Annotated in this window: 14 protein-coding genes; 8 read left to right on the top strand and 6 right to left on the bottom strand. The window is 64.0% G+C overall.

What is annotated here, in order from left to right; translation table 11 throughout:
* Window positions 1-19: 19 nt before the first annotated feature.
* Window positions 20-835 carry an acyl-CoA thioesterase gene (locus RAD10_RS26555; protein WP_461619820.1) on the top strand — a complete coding sequence of 272 codons (816 nt, stop codon included), beginning with the start codon at window positions 20-22 and terminating at the stop codon, window positions 833-835.
* Window positions 836-872: 37 nt separating this feature from the next.
* Here the strand turns inward: RAD10_RS26555 and acmB are convergent, their stop codons facing one another.
* Both acmB and RAD10_RS26545 read right to left on the bottom strand, forming a co-directional pair.
* The gene (gene acmB / locus RAD10_RS26550; RefSeq protein ID WP_461619819.1) at window positions 873-2,066 is read right to left on the bottom strand and encodes a methyl acetate hydrolase AcmB; all 1,194 of its coding nucleotides are present in this window, start codon (window positions 2,064-2,066) and stop codon (window positions 873-875) included.
* 56 nt (window positions 2,067-2,122) lie between these two features.
* Entirely contained in the window at window positions 2,123-3,763 is a 1,641-nt protein-coding gene (locus RAD10_RS26545; RefSeq protein WP_461619818.1) for a flavin-containing monooxygenase, read from the bottom strand.
* 194 nt (window positions 3,764-3,957) lie between these two features.
* On the opposite strand from RAD10_RS26545, the gene RAD10_RS26540 reads away from it, so the two are divergent.
* Complete coding sequence (locus RAD10_RS26540) at window positions 3,958-4,986, top strand: helix-turn-helix domain-containing protein (RefSeq protein ID WP_461619817.1); 1,029 nt, start codon at window positions 3,958-3,960, stop codon at window positions 4,984-4,986.
* Between the two features lie 81 nt (window positions 4,987-5,067).
* On the opposite strand, the gene RAD10_RS26535 is transcribed toward RAD10_RS26540, so the two are convergent.
* The 3 genes from RAD10_RS26535 to RAD10_RS26525 form a co-directional block, all read right to left on the bottom strand.
* Window positions 5,068-6,684 carry a phosphoenolpyruvate carboxykinase gene (locus RAD10_RS26535; protein WP_461619816.1) on the bottom strand — a complete coding sequence of 539 codons (1,617 nt, stop codon included), beginning with the start codon at window positions 6,682-6,684 and terminating at the stop codon, window positions 5,068-5,070.
* 286 nt (window positions 6,685-6,970) lie between these two features.
* Window positions 6,971-9,565 carry a CHAT domain-containing tetratricopeptide repeat protein gene (locus tag RAD10_RS26530; protein ID WP_461619815.1) on the bottom strand — a complete coding sequence of 865 codons (2,595 nt, stop codon included), beginning with the start codon at window positions 9,563-9,565 and terminating at the stop codon, window positions 6,971-6,973.
* Window positions 9,566-9,643: 78 nt separating this feature from the next.
* Complete coding sequence (locus RAD10_RS26525) at window positions 9,644-10,378, bottom strand: HugZ family pyridoxamine 5'-phosphate oxidase (RefSeq protein ID WP_461619908.1); 735 nt, start codon at window positions 10,376-10,378, stop codon at window positions 9,644-9,646.
* A 240-nt stretch (window positions 10,379-10,618) separates the two neighbouring features.
* Between RAD10_RS26525 and RAD10_RS26520 the strand changes: the two genes are divergently transcribed.
* The 5 genes from RAD10_RS26520 to RAD10_RS26500 all read left to right on the top strand — a co-directional run bounded on the left by RAD10_RS26520 (window position 10,619) and on the right by RAD10_RS26500 (window position 14,604).
* Window positions 10,619-11,320, top strand: coding sequence for a response regulator transcription factor (locus RAD10_RS26520; protein ID WP_008542552.1), 702 nt, complete (start codon window positions 10,619-10,621; stop codon window positions 11,318-11,320).
* Between the two features lie 117 nt (window positions 11,321-11,437).
* Entirely contained in the window at window positions 11,438-13,234 is a 1,797-nt protein-coding gene (locus tag RAD10_RS26515) for a stimulus-sensing domain-containing protein (protein ID WP_461619814.1), read from the top strand.
* Window positions 13,231-13,755 carry an HPr kinase/phosphorylase gene (locus RAD10_RS26510; protein ID WP_461619813.1) on the top strand — a complete coding sequence of 175 codons (525 nt, stop codon included), beginning with the start codon at window positions 13,231-13,233 and terminating at the stop codon, window positions 13,753-13,755. Before RAD10_RS26515 ends, RAD10_RS26510 begins: the two co-directional genes overlap by 4 nt.
* Before the next feature lie 133 nt (window positions 13,756-13,888).
* Window positions 13,889-14,290: a PTS sugar transporter subunit IIA gene (locus RAD10_RS26505; RefSeq protein WP_007597752.1), complete on the top strand. Its 402-nt coding sequence runs from the start codon at window positions 13,889-13,891 to the stop codon at window positions 14,288-14,290.
* A complete protein-coding gene (locus RAD10_RS26500) occupies window positions 14,287-14,604 on the top strand; it encodes an HPr family phosphocarrier protein (protein WP_461619812.1) in 318 nt (105 codons plus the stop codon). Before RAD10_RS26505 ends, RAD10_RS26500 begins: the two co-directional genes overlap by 4 nt.
* A gap of 112 nt (window positions 14,605-14,716) precedes the next feature.
* Here RAD10_RS26500 and RAD10_RS26495 read toward each other — a convergent pair whose 3' ends face one another.
* On the bottom strand, window positions 14,717-16,342 hold the full coding sequence (locus tag RAD10_RS26495) for a glycosyltransferase family 39 protein (protein ID WP_461619811.1): 1,626 nt from the start codon (window positions 16,340-16,342) through the stop codon (window positions 14,717-14,719).
* Between the two features lie 114 nt (window positions 16,343-16,456).
* On the opposite strand from RAD10_RS26495, the gene lepA reads away from it, so the two are divergent.
* Window positions 16,457-18,268 (top strand): translation elongation factor 4, encoded by a 1,812-nt coding sequence (lepA, locus tag RAD10_RS26490; protein ID WP_091959884.1) that lies wholly within the window; start codon window positions 16,457-16,459, stop codon window positions 18,266-18,268.
* Window positions 18,269-18,313: the final 45 nt, after the last annotated feature.

The raw sequence follows: 18,313 nt of genomic DNA, 5'->3' as shown, positions 1-18,313 counted from the left end.
ATGACAGACGGAAACGAAAATGCACGCCAAACTTCCCCACCCCTTCGACGACGCCACCCGCGTCACTGCCGGCCACTCGAGCTGGCAGGGGCACACCAGCGACGATTACTGGGCCTTTGTCGGCCCGTTCGGCGGCGCCACCGCCGCGACCATTTTGCGCGCGCTGATCGACCATCCGGAACGCGCCGGCGACCCGCTCGCCCTCACCGTCAATTACTGCGCGCCGATCGCCAAGGGGCCGTTCGATCTCGACGTGCGGCTCGTGAAGGCCAACCGCTCCAGCCAGCACTGGAGCGTCGAGCTCAGCCAAGGCGGCGGCGAGGTCGCAACGCTCGCCACCGCGGTGTTCGCCGAGCGCCGGCCGTCCTGGGAGCACCGGGTGGCGCAATATCCCGACGCAAAGCCGTTCGAGGAAACGCTACCGTTCCCGAAGATCGCGGCGTCCTGGGCGAACCAATACGAGTTTCGCTTCGTCGAAGGCGAGATGCGGATCGGCCCGCGGCAGGCCGAGCCCGCCAGCACCTATTCGAAAATCTGGATCAGCGACCGCACGCCGCGCAAGCTCGACATGTTGTCGCTGATGTCGATGTCGGACGCCTTCTTCGGTCGCATCTTCCACGCAAGGCGCGAGCTGGTGCCGTTCGGCACGGTGTCGCTGACGACCTATTTCCACACCGAAAGCGAAGAGCTCGCGGCTGAGGACATCACGCGCGTGCTGGCGACGGCCGATTCGAAGATCATGCACAAGAGCTACGCCGACCAGAACGCCGAGCTGTGGTCGCCGAACGGTCGGCTGCTCGCGACCTCGACACAGATCGCGTATTTCAAGGCGTGAGCTCTCTCCACCCCTCGTCCCCTTCTTGCCGGGGCTCCTAACCCGCCATTCGCTGCCTCAGGCTCTGATAAAACGCCGTCTCGAAATTCATGTAACCGATGAACGACGTTGGATCGCCGAACGGAAGAATCTGCGTGGCCCAGAACCCGCCGAACCCGTTCTGGCGGTCGATCCAATAGAACAGATTGGCAAGGCCCGCCCAGCCGAGGGCGCCGGCGGGACGCCCGGTGGGTGCTTCCTGGTCGTTGATCATGAACGAGAGCGCCCAGGACTTTGATTGGCCCGGGAAGAACTCGGCATCATTGCACAGCGCTGGGATGACGCCGGTGATCGGTGTCACCTTCTTGTCTCCGAGATGATTCTTCTCCGCCATGCGCACGGTCTCCGCCTTCAGCACGCGGCCATGCTCGCCGGCACCGTCATTCAACCACATCCGGATGAAACGCATGTAGTCGCCGACCGTGCCGTAAAGGCCGTGGCCACCCATATGCACTTCAGGCTTGGCAGGGAGCTCGAAATCCATCGGCGTCAACGAGCCGTCGGCGCCGCGCGCGTGGATCCCCGCCAGTTTGCTGCGCATGGCGTCGGTCAGCTCGAAGGTCATGCTCTTGATTCCGAGCGGCTCGAAGATGCGCGTATTGAAAACCTCTCCAAGCCGGCGCCCGGCGATGGCCTCGACGATTTGGCCGCACCAGTCGAGATTGGTGCCGTAGTCCCAACGCTCGCCGGGATCGAACAGCAGCGGCGTCATCAGGCAGGCTTTGGAAGCGGTGATGACGCTGGGCTGCCCCTTCTCCTCGGCCAGGCGGTTGTAGGTGTGGTTGATGAAGTCGTAGCTGAGGCCGGCGGTATGCGTCATCAGCATCCGCGTGGTGATGTCCCGCTTGGGCGCCCGCAGCATCGGCTCACCCGCGGCATCAAAGCCCTCGATGACCTGGAGCTTGCCGATGTCCGGCGCGTAGCGCTTGGCCGGTGCGTCGAGATCGAGCTTGCCCTCTTCGACGAGTTGCAGCACGGCCGTGCCGGTGATCGCCTTGGTCGTGGAGAAGATGGCGAAGATGGTGTCGGTCGTCATGTCGGCGGGCTGGTCAAGGCGCTTTTTTCCCGCGGCACCTTCGTAGATGTTGCGATAACGGTCCGTCACCATCGCGACGACGCCGGGCACGCGCGGCGTGGATGTAACGACACCGTCGAGAACGGCGTCTGCGGCAGCACCGAAATTCGTGCTCATGGTTGTCCTCCCGTTTGGATTGGATGAATTCCGTCGACGCAGCGCTTCGCGAGCACTTAGTTCATGGTGAAGCCCAGGTAGCCGCTGGCGGCGACCTCGTTGCATTTCTGCCGGTAGGCGCCGACGCCGCCGCAGTAGGACAGAACGCGGCGCGGTTTGCCTTCGACGTTCGAGCCCAGGTACCAGGAATTGGTCTTCGCGATCAGCGTCGCATTGGCGATCTCATCGTGATGCGCCACCCATCCGTCTTCGGTATCCCTGGTCGGCTCAACCACCGTCAGGTTCTTCGCACGCACGAACCTGATGCAATCGTCGATCCATTCGACCTGCTGCTGGAGACAGGTGGTCATGTTACAGAGCGCGGCCGACGGAGCCAGCGGCACCGCAGTCGTGAACAGGTTCGGATAGCCGTGAACCTGCAGGCCCATCGTGGTGCGGATATCCTTGCTCCAATCCTCCTTCAGCGACCGCCCACCGCGGCCCCTGATATCGATGCGCGTCAACGCGCCGGTTCCGGCGTCGAATCCAGTCGCCAGAACGATGACGTCGAGTTCGTGAATCGTCCCGTCCGCGGTCTGGATACCCGTGGGTGTCACGCGTTCGATCGGATTGGCCTTGACGCTGACGATCTCGACATTGGGGCGATGGAAGGCCTCGAGGAAGTTCTGCTCCAGTGGCACCCGATGGGTCCCGAAACCGTAGTCGGCCGGAATCAAGGCATCGCACAGCTTTGGATCCTTCAGTCGCTCGCGCATCTTCTCGCGCACGAAGCCCGAGATTTCGGCGTTGACCTCGGCGTCGAAGAACAACTCGGCGAAGGACGATATCCATAGCTTCAGGGAGCCGTCGTTCCAGCAATCCTCGATCACCTCCCGGCGCCGCTCCGGCGTCAGGCCGGCCCAGGCATGCTCGAAATCGTATTCGAATCCGGTGAAGGTATGCGGCAGGCGCTCCGTGAGGTGCTGGAATTTCGACTTGTAGGCCTCCGCATCTTCCGCGCTGTACTTGGGATTCTTCATCGGAATCATGTATTGCGGCGTGCGAACAAAGACTTTCAGATGACCGACCTCGCCGGCGATCGTCTGGATGACCTGGATGCCGGTTGCGCCGTTGCCGATAACGCCGACGCGCTTGCCGCCGAATTCGACCGGCTCCTTGGGCCAGCGCGCCGTGTGGAACAGCTGCCCCTTGAACGTCTCCTGTCCCGGAAACGATACGTGCGGGGCAGAGAGCATGCCGCAACAGGTGATCAGAAACTGGGTGTCGATCACGTCACCCCTGTCGGTCGTGACCAGCCAGCGCTGTGTGGCTTCGTTGAAATGGGCGCTCTTGACGATCGTCCCGAACTGGATGTCCTTGCGCAGATCGAGGCGGTCGGCGATGTAGTTGAGCCAGCGTTCGATTTCCGGCTGGCCGGGGAATTTCTCGCTCCAGCTCCATCCCTTGTAGAGCTCCTCGGAGAACAGATACTGGTAGATGTGGCTCTCTGAATCGAAGCGGGCGCCGGGATAGCGATTCCAATACCAGGTGCCGCCGACGCCTGCGCCCGCGTCAATCGCCCTGACCTTCAATCCCTGTTCGCGCAAACGGTAGAGCTGATAGAGCCCGGCGACGCCGGCTCCAACAACCACCGCGTCGAATTTCGCCGTTACATGCGCGCCATTGCTACCATTGGGTTTGGTCGCCGTTTCTGCCATTTTTCCCTCCTAGGTCTTCCCAGAGCGCGCGGCCTTCCCCACCCGTCGTGTGATCGGATGGTCGTGCATCGCGTCATTTGTCGGTCCCGCGAGCGCTTGCGGCTTTTCACCGTTCTTCCGCACTTGCCCGGAACGCGAGGGAGGCTATGAGGCGGGCTGCGTTCCCGGCTTGAACAAAACCGACAATCCTTTGAATGAAGCCGGAGGCCGGCGCCGACCTCGCCCGAGCTCGCTTGGCAAATGGCAAATCCGGCCTATGCTGCTGCCTTGCCGATCGGCCAATGAGAACAACAAGCAGTCGACCATGCCAAAACTCCAGGGAGGAGGCTCGCGCGATGGGGCAGTTCATCACGGTCGAGGAGCTGCCACGCTATGCTCCCGGCGAAATGATGTTGGACAGTTCAGCGGTGGGAAAAGCCGATTTTCGGCTGCGCGTGTTCCGCTATGCGCCATCCGATATCTGGGTGCCGCCGTCCGATAACTTTCTGATCGTGATCTATCGCGAAGGCACCACGGCGATGAAACGCCGCGTGACCGGATCCTGGAAGCAGGATCAAGTCGGCCGCGGCGTCACGACGCTGCTGACGCGCGCGGAAGCTTCGAACTGGCGATGGTGCCATGACATCGAAGTCAGTCATCTCTACATCTCGCCTAGTCTCATGGCGAAGACCGCAAGCGAGGCTTTTGACCGGGATACCGAAAGCGTCGAGCTTCATGATCTGCTCAGGATCGAGGATCCAGTCCTGACCTGGATTGCTGACCAGATGGTGCAGGAGGTTTCCGCAGGAGGTCCGGGCGGCCGGCTCTGCTACGACGCCATGGCACTTCAGGCGAGCGTCCACATCCTGCGAAAATATGCCTCAGTGCGGTTCAAGCTGCCCTGTGCGCAAGGGCCCTTCAGGCCGGCGCATGCGCGAATGATCGAGGATTATATCGAGCAGAACATTTCCCGGAACATCACGCTCGACGAACTGGCCAACATCTGCAACTGCACGCCGGTGCAGTTCGCCCGCAAATTCCAGGCACACTATGGCATGCGCCCGCACGCGTACGTCCTCGCCCGCAAGGTGAAGCGCGCCTGCGAACATCTGCGCAAGGACCGCCTTGCACTGAAGGAGATCGCCCTGTTGAGCGGATTCTCCGACCAGAGCCATCTCAACCGGATATTTCGCAGGCATATGAGTGCGACTCCCGCAGAATATCGCAAGCAATGCACGGGCTAGGCAGCCTGACGATGCTCAGGCCGTAAAAGAAAGGGCGGCTGATCAAGCCGCCCTTTCTCGTCAATCACGTCCTGCGAAAACTTACTCAGCCGCGAGCTTCACCTCCGGCGCGGCGGCGCGCACCTCGGCATCCACCTGGGCTTCGAACTTGGCGAAGTTCTTCTGGAACATGCCGACCAGCGCGCGGGCGGTCTTGTCGAACTCGTCCTTGTCCTTCCAGGTGTTGACCGGGTTGAGGATCTCGGCCGGCACGCCGGGCAGCGCGGTCGGGACCGCGAAGCCGAAATATTTGTCGGTGCGGAATTCGACGTTGCGAAGCGAGCCGTCGAGCGCGGCGGTGAGCAGCGCACGCGTCACCTTGATCGGCATGCGCGAGCCAACACCGTACTTGCCGCCGGTCCAGCCCGTATTGACCAGCCAGCAATCGACATTGTGCTGGGCGATGAGGTCGCGCAGCATGTTGCCGTAGACGCTGGGGTCGAGCGGCAGGAAGGGCGAGCCGAAGCAGGTCGAGAACTCCGGCTGCGGCTCGTTGCCGAGACCGCGCTCGGTGCCGGCGACCTTCGCGGTGTAGCCGGACAGGAAGTGATACATCGCCTGCGCCGGCGAGAGCTTGGCGATCGGCGGCAGCACGCCGAAGGCGTCGGCGGCGAGCATCACCACGTTCTTCGGCTGCGGCGCGCGGCCGGTGCGCGAGGCGTTCGGGATGAAGTCGAGCGGATAGGCCGAGCGCGTGTTCTCGGTCTTGGAGCCGTCGTCGAAATCCACCACGCGGGTGTCTTCGTCGAGCACGCAGTTCTCGAGCACCGCGCCGAAGCGGGTCGAGGCCGCGAAGATCTCGGGCTCGGCTTCCTGCGACAGCTTGATGCACTTGGCGTAGCAGCCGCCTTCGAAGTTGAAGACGCCGTTCGGGCCCCAGCCGTGCTCGTCGTCGCCGATCAGCGTGCGGTTCGGATCGGCCGACAGCGTGGTCTTGCCGGTGCCGGACAGGCCGAAGAAGATCGCCGCGTCGCCCTTGGCGCCGACATTGGCCGAGCAGTGCATCGGCATCACGCCGCGCTCGGGCAGATAATAGTTCAGCGTGGTGAAGACCGACTTCTTCATCTCGCCGGCATAATAGGAACCACCGATCAGGACGATCTTGCGGGCGAAATCGATCGCGACGACGTTCTCCGACTTGCAGCCGTGACGTTTGGGATCGGCGCGGAAGCTCGGCATGTCGATGATGGTGAGCTCCGGCACGAAGGTCGGCAGCTCGATCGCCTCGGGGCGAATCAGCAGCGTGCGGATGAACAGCGAGTGCCAGGCGAGCTCGGTGAAGACGCGCGTCTTGATCCGGTAGGCCGGATCGGCGCCGCCATAGAGGTCCTGCGCGAACAGGCTCTTGCCTTCGGCGTGCTTGAGGAAGTCCTGATAGAGCGTCTCGAACTGTTCTGCGGTGATCGACTGGTTGCCGGCCCACCACATCTTCTTGTCGGTGGTGGCGTCACGCACCGTGAACTTGTCCTTCGGGCTGCGCCCGGTGAACTCGCCGGTATCGGCGCAAAGTGCGCCGTCAGCGGACAGCACCGCCTCGCCCGCAGTGAGCGAGTATTGATAGAGTTGCGGCGCACCGAGGTTCCAGTGAACCTGCTTGAGATTCTTTAAACCAAACTTGTCGGCGCCGAAGGCACCGTTGCGCACGCCCGTCTCTTGCACGAAAAAATCCTCCTAGAACCCGCGACATTCAGCGCGACCAGAACTTCAGCACCATCGCGGTCACCGTGATTTATAGGCCAACCGGCCTCGGCTGGGCGACCTAATAATGATGAACGCTGGCGTTGCCAAGCTGATCCCGCAGGATTTGGTTTATTCAAGGACCGCGCCAAACGTCGCGCATGTCAGCTCTGAGCAGCTGCATCAAAAATTCACGAATGATCGCGCAACCAAATGCGGAATTCGGCGTTGATCATGGTTTTTGCGACGCACAATTCCGGCTGCCGGCTTATCGTACCTCGCCTTCGCCAATGAGCGCGAACGGTCCCCACATCGCCGGGTAGGCGTTGCGCGGTGACGAGGTGTCGTCGACAAACGTTAACATCGCGCGGCGCAAGGCTTCGGCGCGACCGATTTTCGGTTCGTTCTTGAGCAGCTCGAACGTCGATGTGGTGAGGCGGGTGGCGGCTTCCGAATCCACGGCCCAATGCGAGACCAGCAGCGCGCGGGCACCGGCATAGAAGAAGGAGCGCGCCAATCCCGACAGCGCTTCGGCCCCGGGCTTGTCGCCGGCGATGGTGTTGCAGGCGGACAGAACCACCCAATCGGCGTTGAGCTTGAGCTGGGCCACTTCGCTCGCGGTCAGAAGGCCGTCGTCGAGCTCCGACGGCTGATCGGGAATGGACAATGCAAGCGAGGGCTCGCCCAGTCCCTTGACGTCGCCGGCAACGAGGCCGTGGGTGGCAAAATAGATGATGCCGTATTGAGCAAGCGCTGCACGCTTCAGCGTCGTTTCGCTGGCATCGCGTCCGAGATGGATGTCGGCATCAGTGGCGCCGACATCTCTCGCCACGGCGTTCAGCTCATCGGCGGTATCGGGCAATTGCGGCAGCGCCTGCGCAAGCCGCGCGCGGTCGACCCCGGCGCCGCGCCAGAAATCGGTATAGGCAATCGTCGCAATGCTGCGCGCCGCGACCTTGCCGCCTGCGGCGCGACGGTCGGCGGGCCCTTCGGCTGCGGGGTTGAAAACGGGATCGCCGAAGCCGGTCATCGGCTTGGCGCCCTGATCCCTGCGCGCGAAGGCGCGCAGCGATTTCAGGCTGATCACCGACGGCAGCACCGAGACGGCCTGACGCCGCAGCAGCCAGGCGGCGTCGCGATAACCTTCGAGCCTGTCCGGGATCGCGGCCTGCGGCTTCTCGGTGACCAGCAGATGGAACGGCAATGCGGTCAGCGCCGCTGATGGCACGACCAGGAGGTTGCGCTTGTCCTTCGTCAACGCCTCGACCGGGCCGAGCAGCGCGACATAGAGCTCGTTCGCGAGCGCAAGATCGAACAGCCCTGATTTGCCGGAGGCATCGCGCGCCTTGCCGACATCCAGCCCCCTGCGGAAGGCCGAGACCTTCCGCGCCATCGCGTCCGCGCCAAGCGAAATCTCCTTCCAGTCGGCGCCATCGCGCGTGATGGCGATGACATAGCTCCGCTTGTCGACGACGGAATAGATCACCATCGCCTCATCGGCCGACAGCAGCGGCTGGATGTCCTTCACCGCCAGCGGCAGCGGGTTCGAGAGCGAGGCGTAGTCGGGAAACTCGAGCGTGAGCGTCTTTTGCAGCCCCGCGCGTTCGCTCGCAATCGCAACGATCCGCGCGCGGCTGCGCTGCTCGGCCGCGACGTCCCGCTGCGCCGATTGCTTCGACACCGCGGTGATGATCGCCTTGTCGAGCGCCTCGGCCTCGGCCGCGAGATCCTGATCCCGACGCACCAACTCGGCGAGCCGATCGCTGCCGGCGGCCAATCGCACCGCGAGCTTGTTCACGGCAGAGGCGGCGGACGATTGCGTGCCGCGCTGAATCGCGCCGAGCGCGTCATCGATCGCTCTGTCGCCGGGCAGCAAAGTTTGCTGACGTGCAGCGAACAGCACCGGCAGCACGACGCGCAGCTGCGCGCGGTTGGCGGCAAGCGTCTTCTGCGCGAACGGCAAGGCCTCAGCAGTGCGGCCCGACACCTGAAGGAAATAAGCGAGATTGCTGGTCGAGGTCACGACATCGGGATGATCCACCCCGAGCGCCCGCTCGCGGATGGCAAGCGCGCGGCGATAGAGCGGCTCGGCCTCGGCATAGCGCTGCTGGTGCTCGTAGAGCCCGGCGAGATTGTTGAGCGAGCGCGCCACGTCGGGATGATCCGCCCCCAGCACCTTTTCGCGGATCGCGAGCGAGCGCTTGATCGGCGCTTCGGCATCGGCATCGCGGTTGAGGTCGCGATCGACCTGGCCGAGATTGTTCAGGACGGTGGCAACCGCGGGATGCTCGGGCCCGGCGGCCTTCTGATAGATCGCGAGGGCACGCTGAAACAGCGGCTCGGCGTCGGCAAAATGCTCCTGCTTCACGTAGAGCGTGGCGAGATTGTTGAGGGCCTGGCCGACATCGGGATGCTCGCGCGACAGCGCCTTTTCGCGAACAGCCAGCGCACGCTTGAACAGCGGTTCGGCTTCGGTGAAGCGGCTCTGCCGCTGATAGAGCGCCGCAAGATTGTTCAGGAGCGGCGCAATCTCGACGCTACCCTGACCGGTCCCCTTCTCCATCAGCGCGATGGCGCGTTTGTAGAGCGGCTCGGCCTGATCGTCGTGGCCCTGGTCGGCGTAAATCTGCCCGAGATTGTTGAGCGCCGCGGCAAGGTCGCGGTTGTTGCTGGTCTTCTCGAGCGAGGCCACCATGGCCTGCGCCAGCGGCAGCGCCTCCGAATATTTGCCGGTGCTCCGGAGCGCATTGATGCGCGCGCTCTGCGCCGACAGATCGCCCTTCTGGGCAAGGCCGGGCGTGGCAAGCGACGTGGTGATCGCGAGCGCCAGACCCGCGGCCAATGCCAAACGACGACGCGTCATGAACCCTCTCGCTGCGAGCCTTAAGACCTGACCGTCTTGGGTCGCAGCGATGGGTCGCGGCGTTCAATTTGTTGCGTTCTAGTCCACCTTCGTGCGCGCTTCGCCAGCAAGGCGGACCAGCATCTTGCGCAGCGAGGTGCCGTCCGTCACCCGCTCCGGGAAGTCCAGCCGCAGCGCGGTCTGGCCCTCCTGCATGTCGAGACCTTCCGGATCGCAGCCGGTGCAGCGCCAGTCCCCCGCGGCAGCGCCAAGGAGCTTTGTCGCATAGAGGCCCATGGCGTCGCGATGATCGGCGTTCATATGCGCGACCGCCCCCTCCTCCGCCGCCAGCAGATCCTCGGCGCCGGAGAGGTCCGTGAGGAACTGGGCGGGCTTGAGATCGACGATCCGGCCGAAGCCGGCGACCAGATGAGTTCCCGTGGGGAGGATCCGGAAGAAAGAGAAATCCTTAAAGGAAACAAAGCTTTCCGCCGACGGATGCGCATTGAGATACCGTCGCTGGAGCAAATCCCTCTCGGCATCAGCCTGTTCCGCCCGGCCGGACAGCATGATCCGGGCACCTTCCAGCGGATCGCCCTCCACCCGCTCGTCCAGCATCAGGGAGACCCTGCTGTCAGCGAGAAGGTTCCTTGTATGCACGGCGAGGCCCGAGATCAGCAGGATGGGGGAACCGTCGGGATGGCTGGCCAGATTGACCAGGGAACAATAGGGATCGCCGCTGCCGGCCATGAGAGTTGCCAGCGCCCCCTGCCGCGATCGCCGCAGCAGGGATTTGGCGAGCTTTGCGGGGTCGAAATCAGGGGTCGGTTGCATCGGCTTTCTCGGCTCAGGTGGTTGCAAGGGGGGCCTTTTTTCGGGTAAACGGGGGCCTGGTTATGGGTCACATGCGGCGAATCTGCCGTGTTTCGTGGAACTTGGTCACACTTCAGCCCAGCTTGCATTGCTCGGTGACAAGGTTCGAACGCCGACATCGGCACCCATGTATGCGGCGCATCAGTGGATTGCTCGCCGTTTCAAGCCACGACCCAAACGGAAAGCAGAAAGCAGAGGCTCATGCCCACAATCGCTTTGGTCGACGACGACCGCAACATTCTCACATCCGTCTCGATCGCGCTGGAAGCCGAAGGCTATCGCATCATGACCTACACCGACGGCGCTTCCGCGCTTGACGGTTTCCGCACCACCCAGCCCGATCTCGCCATCCTCGACATCAAGATGCCGCGCATGGACGGCATGGAGACGCTGCGCCGGCTCAGGCAGAAGTCCGACCTGCCGGTGATCTTCCTGACCTCCAAGGACGAGGAGATCGACGAGCTGTTCGGCCTCAAGATGGGCGCCGACGATTTCATTCGCAAACCGTTCTCGCAGCGCCTCCTGGTCGAGCGCGTCAAGGCGGTGCTGCGCCGCTCGGCGCCGAAGGACCCGACCGTCGCGCCGAAGGAGAACGACGCCAAGGCGCTCGACCGCGGCCTGCTGCGCATGGATCCGGAACGGCATACCTGCACCTGGAAGAACGAGCCGGTGACGCTGACCGTCACCGAATTCCTGATCCTGCAGGCGCTCGCGACCCGGCCCGGCGTGGTGAAGAGCCGCAATGCGCTGATGGACGCCGCCTATGACGACCAGGTCTATGTCGACGACCGCACCATCGACAGCCACATCAAGCGGCTGCGCAAGAAGTTCAAGGTGGTCGACAACGAGTTCGAGATGATCGAGACACTGTACGGCGTCGGCTACCGCTTCAAGGAAGCCTGAGGCGGGAGCGCCTTTCACGAAAGACGAGAGCATCGCCGGTTCTGATTTCATCGGGACCGGGATGGCTCTAGGATGCGGGGACCATTGCCACGAGCTGTCCTAACGCGGGCGTAAGCATTGCTGGACCGAACGCAGCCTGACGAGAACCAGAGCGCCGGGGAGATCACATCCGACGGCGTTCCGGAGCAATTTGCCGAAGACAAGCCGCAGGGCTTCCGACCGCTGAACTGGCTCAAGCGCGCCGGGCAATTCTTCTTTGCGCTGTCCTTCTCCAGCCTGACCCGCCGCATTGTCTCGCTCAATCTCGCCGGCCTCGTCGCGCTGGTGGCGAGCATCCTGTATCTGTCGCAATTCCGCGCCGGACTGATCGACGCGCGGGCGCAGAGCCTCCTGGTGCAGGCCGAGATCATCGCCGGCGCGATCGCGGCCTCCGCCACGGTGCAGACCAACGCCATCACCATCGATCCCGACCGGCTGCTCGACCTCAAGCCGGGCGAGACCTATGGCGGTTCGGACGAGTACTCGCCGCTGGACTTCCCGATCAATCCGGAGCGCGTGGCGCCGGTACTGCGCACGCTGATCTCGCCGACCAAGACGCGCGCCCGCATCTACGATCCGAACGGCAGCCTGCTGCTCGACAGCCGCAACCTCGAAAACGTGCTGCGCCTCGACCTGCCGCCGCCGGCGGAGAAGCCCGGCTTCGTCGAGCGCGGCATGGTCGCGGTGCGCACCTGGCTGAACCGCGGTGACCTGCCGCTCTATCGCGAGCTCGGCCCGGAGAACGGCAACGGCTATGCCGAGGTCGGCGATGCGCTCCAGGGCCAGAAGCGCTCGATGGTGCGGGTCAATGCCCGCGGCGAGGTGATCGTCTCGGTCGCGGTCCCCGTGCTGCGCTCGCGCGCGATCCACGGCGCGCTGATGCTGTCGACGCAAGGTGACGACATCGACCAGATGGTCACGGCCGAACGCCTCGCCATCCTGAAAGTCGGCGGCGTCGCGGCCGCCGTCATGATCATGCTGTCGCTGCTGCTCGCGAGCACGATCGCCGGGCCCGTGCGCCGGCTTGCCGACAGCGCCGAGCGCGTCCGCCGCCGCATCAAGGCCCGCATCGAGATCCCCGATTTCACCCGCCGCCGCGACGAGATCGGCCATCTCTCCGGCGCCCTGCGGGACATGACGAGCGCGCTCTACAGCCGCATCGAGGCGATCGAGATGTTCGCCGCCGACGTCGCCCACGAATTGAAGAACCCGCTGACCTCGCTGCGCTCGGCGGTCGAGACGCTGCCGCTGGCGCGCAACGAGAACAGCCGTGCCCGCCTGCTCGAGGTGATCGAGCACGACGTCAAGCGGCTCGACCGCCTCATCTCCGACATCTCCGACGCCAGCCGCCTCGATGCCGAATTGCAGCGCCAGGATGCGATCCCGGTCGATTTGCGCCGCCTGCTGACGACGCTGGTGTCCGTCGCCAACGAGACCAAGCTCGGCCACGACGTCGCGGTCGAGACGCGCTTCGAGGGTCGCAGCCCGACCGACACCTTCGCCGTGAGCGGCCACGATTCACGGCTCGGACAAGTGGTCTCCAACCTGCTCTCCAACGCGCAGTCGTTCTCCGAACCCGGCAGCAAGGTGCGCCTCACCTGCCGCCGCGCGCGCGGGGAGATCGAGATCGTGGTCGACGACGACGGCCCCGGCATTCGCGACGACGCGCTGGAGCGCATCTTCGAGCGCTTCTACACCGACCGTCCGCATCAGGGTTTTGGCCAGAACTCCGGCCTCGGCCTGTCGATCTCCAAGCAGATCATCGACGCCCATGGCGGGCGCATCTGGGCCGAGAACCGCGCAGGCCCGCCGGATGACGACGGCGTGCCGACGGTCGCGGGCGCGCGCTTCGTGGTGAGGCTGCCGGCGCTATGAACGACGGCGGGCCCAGCGTTCACGCCTCCGCGGTCAAGATCGGACAACGGGCGGTGCTGATCCGCGGTCCCTCGGGCTCGGGCAAGTCGCGCCTTGCCTTTGATTTGATCATGGCCGGACGCTCGGGCGTGATCGAAAGGGCCGTTCTGGTCGGGGATGACCGTGTCCATCTGGCGACAGTCGCCGATGAAATTGAAGTCCGCCCCGCGCCGGTATTGGCTGGCCTGATCGAAATCCGGGGCCTCGGAATCCGCCACTGCGACTTCGTGGAGCATGCGACCGTCGGTCTCGTGGTCGATCTGGATGCCGCGGACGCCGAGCGCCTGCCTGCGACGGGTTCGCTGAAAACCATCATTTCCGGTGTCGAAATACCGCGAATCCCGGTTAGCCGTGGATATTCACCCCTCCCTTTGGTTGTCGCGGCCTTGACCACTACCAAGAGTTCATCTTCCGTTAACCCCTCAGGCGATTGTTTGAAGGGAAATGGTAACCATATGAACCCCACTATCGCGACCGAATAGACCGGCGCAGCTCCCCTCATCCATCCGTCTAGATTCAGGGAGATACGCAACATCCCCTCTTGCGCAGGGGCTCTGGATGGTCAAAGTGGCGCGTTCGTGCGGTGCACCAAAAGCGCCCGCGAGGAGTTTTCCGATGATTGGTCTAGTACTTGTGACCCACGGGCGCCTTGCCGACGAATTCAAGGCAGCGCTTGAACATGTCATGGGCCCACAAAAGCAAATCGAAGCGATCACGATCGGTGCCGAAGATGATTCCGATCTCTGCCGAAGTGACATCATCGAGGCGGTTAACCGCGTCGATTCCGGTGACGGCGTTGCGATCCTCACCGACATGTTCGGCGGCACGCCGTCGAACCTTGCAATATCCTGCATGAGCCGGCCCAAGGTCGAAGTGCTCGCGGGCATCAATCTGCCCATGCTGGTCAAGCTCGCCAAGGTGCGCGAGGAGCGTCCGCTGCCCGACGCGATCGCGATGGCCCAGGAAGCGGGACGCAAATACGTCACCATCGCCAGCCGCGTGCTCGCCGGCAAATGAGCGACGAGGCGCCACAAGCGGGGACAGGCGTGCCCGCGGGCGCGATCTCCAAGGACCTCCTGATCATCAACAAGCGCGGCCTGCATGCGCGAGCCTCCGCGAAATTCGTCCAGGCCGTCGAGCGCTTCGATGCGCAGGTCTGGGTGACGCGCGGCGGCGAGACCGTCGGCGGCACCTCGATCATGGGCCTGATGATGCTTGCCGCGGGACCGGGCACCACGATCACCGTCGCCGCCGCCGGCACGGATGCCCAAGCTGCGCTCGCGGCGATCACCGAACTCGTTGAAAGCAAGTTCAACGAGGAAGGGATCTGAGCCGCGCGCTCGGTTGCCGTAGTGCCGTAGGGTGGGCAAAGGCGCGGAAGCGCCGTGCCCACGAACTCATCAGACGTGGGCACGCTGCGCTTTGCCCACCCTACGGCACCTCTCACTTCGCCGGCGGCGCGATGTAGACGTTCCAGCTCATCGCCGGGCCGGCCTTGCCATGGGTGAAGCGGCGCGTGGTCATCATCACGCGCTCGGCGTTCGGCGCGACCTCCGAAACCCACTTCTCGAACTTGGGCAGGCGTTCGTCGGTCGCATCGACCACGCCGATGAAGCCGTATCTCTTGACGTCGTCGAGCGAGGTCAGCCCGGAGGCCCAGGCTTCGTTCGGCGTGAACGGGCTGGGGTGATCGGGGCTGTAGAACACCATCGGCTGGATCGTCTCCATCGTCCCCGCAACGACCGCCCAGCGCGAGGCGAAGCGCGCGTGCCAGGCCTGGGTCAGCTCGCGTGCGAGCTCGGAGCGCGCGCCATAGGTCGCCGTGTTGCCGGCATTGGCCGTCATCTCGCGCGCGGCGATCCAGGGCGAGGCGGCGAGCGTGGCAACACTGAGCACGAGCCAGATCGCAGCGATGTTGAACAGACTCGCGCCCTGCACCCGCAGCGCCGGAATCGCGACCAGCGCGAGCGGCACCAGGAAGAACAGCGAAATCCCCCAATCGGTCTTCAGGTAGACGCCGAAGACCAGCGCGCCGAGCGGCGGGCCGAATGCGACGATGATCTGGATCATCCACACGTTCAGCGCCTGCGAGACATTGACGCCCGGATTGGCGCCGCGCGCCCAGGCGCGCGTGACGATGCGCAAGGGCGCGCGCAGCAGCAATGTGAACCACGGCGGCACCAGCGCCATCGCGAGCGCGGCCAGCGCCACCGGCAATGCCAGCAGTCCGAGATTATGCAGCATGTAGCCGGTGACGAGCTGATGCACCTGGCCGCTGTCCGCGAGGCTGTAGGTGTCGCCGGCATAGGTCAGCGGCACGAAATGCGCCTCGGCCAGCCAGACCACGTGCGGAATCATCGCCACGACCATCGTCACAATCGCGACCCACGGCGCCGGCGATACCAAAAATCTCATCCGCTCCGGATGGATCAGCGCGGCAAGCCCGATGGCGCCGATCATGGTCAGCACCCAATATTTGGTCATCAGCGCCAGCGCGCCGGCAAGGCCGAGCAGGACGCCGGACTGCCAGCTCCGCTTCTCGAACGCGTTGAGATAAGCGAGCACCAGCAGCGGCAGGGTGACGAGCTGGAGCAGGTCCGGATTGTACTTGAACCCCTTGAAATTGAAGATCGGGTAGAGCGCGACCATCACCACGACCAGGAACGCGCGCCGCGCGTCCACCACGCGCAAGGCAACCAGCCAGCAGATCACCATGCCGGCGCTGACCGTCGCCATCGCCAGCGCATAGGTCGCCCAATCCGCCGCCGGGAACAGCTTGAACCAGAGCCCGGCAACCCAGCCCGACAGCGGCGGATGCTTGCCATAGCCCCACAGGAATTTCTGACCCCAGCCATAGGCTTCTGCGACGTCCATGTGAACGTCCTGCGCAGCCTTCAGATTGATCAGGATGAAGGTCCAGAGCACCGCATGGAGGATGGCGAGCTGGATCACCAGCCACAATCTCGCCTCAGGGCGGACCGCGCAAGCGACCAGCCAGGCCCGGAAGCGGCCAAAGCTCAGGCGGGCCTTCGTGCGCACTCCAGGGGTGGGAAGAGACGTGGTCGACATGGGCGCTTGCCTAGCGCGTTTTGGCCCATCGTGGAATCAGCTTGGCGTGAACAAAGGCCCTGAAATTACAGCAATATGGTTGCCGCACGGGGATGTGAGTGGTATCCCGCGCCCATGACGACCGTCCCCATTTCCAACATCCGCAATTTCTCCATCGTCGCCCATATCGACCATGGCAAATCGACGCTGGCCGACCGCCTGATCCAGATGACCGGCGGCCTCTCCGACCGCGAGATGGCGGGCAAGGAGCAGGTGCTCGATTCCATGGACATCGAGCGCGAGCGCGGCATCACGATCAAGGCGCAAACCGTGCGCCTGTCGTACCGCGCCAAGGACGGCAAGGATTACATCTTCAACCTGATGGACACGCCCGGCCATGTCGACTTCGCCTACGAAGTCTCGCGGTCGCTGGCGGCCTGCGAAGGTTCCCTCCTGGTGGTCGACGCCAGCCAAGGCGTCGAGGCGCAGACGCTCGCCAACGTCTACCAGGCGCTCGACAACAATCACGAGATCGTACCGGTCCTGAACAAGGTCGACCTGCCCGCGGCCGAGCCCGAGAAGATCAAGCAGCAGATCGAGGACGTCATCGGCATCGATGCCTCCGACGCGGTGATGATCTCGGCCAAGACCGGCCTCGGCGTGCCCGACGTGCTGGAAGCCATCGTCACCCGCCTGCCGCCGCCGAAGGGCGACCGCAATGCGACCCTGAAGGCGCTGCTGGTCGACAGCTGGTACGACGTCTATCTCGGCGTCGTCGTTCTCATCCGCGTCGTCGACGGTGTCATGAAGAAGGGCAGCCGCGTGCGCATGATGGGCACGGGCGCGGCCTACGACGTCGAGCGCGTCGGCTTCTTCACGCCGAAGATGCAGCAGGTCGACGAGCTAGGCCCCGGCGAGATCGGCTTCATCACCGCCGCGATCAAGGAAGTCGCCGACACCCGCGTCGGCGACACCATCACCGACGACAGGAAGCCGGTCACCGAAATGCTGCCCGGCTTCAAGCCGGCCATCCCTGTGGTGTTCTGCGGGCTGTTCCCGGTCGACGCCGACGATTTCGAAACGCTGCGCGGCGCCATGGGCAAGCTGCGGCTCAACGACGCCAGCTTCTCGTTCGAGATGGAAACGTCAGCCGCGCTCGGCTTCGGCTTCCGCTGCGGCTTCCTCGGGCTGTTGCATCTCGAGATCATCCAGGAGCGGCTGTCGCGCGAGTTCGATCTCAATCTGATCGCGACCGCGCCGAGCGTCATCTACAAGATGAAGCTGACCGACGGCACCGAGATCGAGATCCACAATCCCGTCGACATGCCCGACGTGGTCAAGATCGCCGAGATCCAGGAGCCCTGGATCGAGGCCACGATCATGACGCCCGACGAATATCTCGGCAGCGTGCTGAAACTGTGCCAGGACCGCCGCGGCTCGCAGAAGGAGCTGACCTATGTCGGCTCCCGCGCCATGGTGAAATACGATTTGCCGCTCAACGAAGTCGTGTTCGACTTCTACGACCGCCTCAAGTCGGTTTCCAAGGGCTACGCCTCGTTCGACTATCATCTCACCGACTACAAGCCGGCCGACCTCGTCAAGATGCAGATCCTCGTCAACAACGAGCCGGTCGACGCGCTCTCGATGCTGGTCCACCGCACCCGTGCGGAGGGACGCGGCCGCGCCATGGTCGAGAAGATGAAGGAGCTGATCCCGCCGCACATGTTCCAGATCCCGATCCAGGCCGCGATCGGCGGCAAGGTGATCGCCCGCGAGACGGTCCGCGCGCTGCGCAAGGACGTCACCGCAAAATGCTACGGCGGCGACATCACGCGTAAGCGCAAGCTTCTGGAGAAGCAGAAGGAAGGCAAGAAGAAGATGCGGCAGTTCGGCAAGGTCGACATCCCGCAGGAAGCTTTCATTGCCGCGCTGAAGGTGGATAGCTGAGGCGGGCTGGCTTTACAGTCACATCAGCCGCCGTCATGCCCGGGC

Source organism: Bradyrhizobium sp. 23AC, from assembly GCF_054863025.1.
This window is presented reverse-complemented; position numbering and strand designations above follow the sequence as displayed.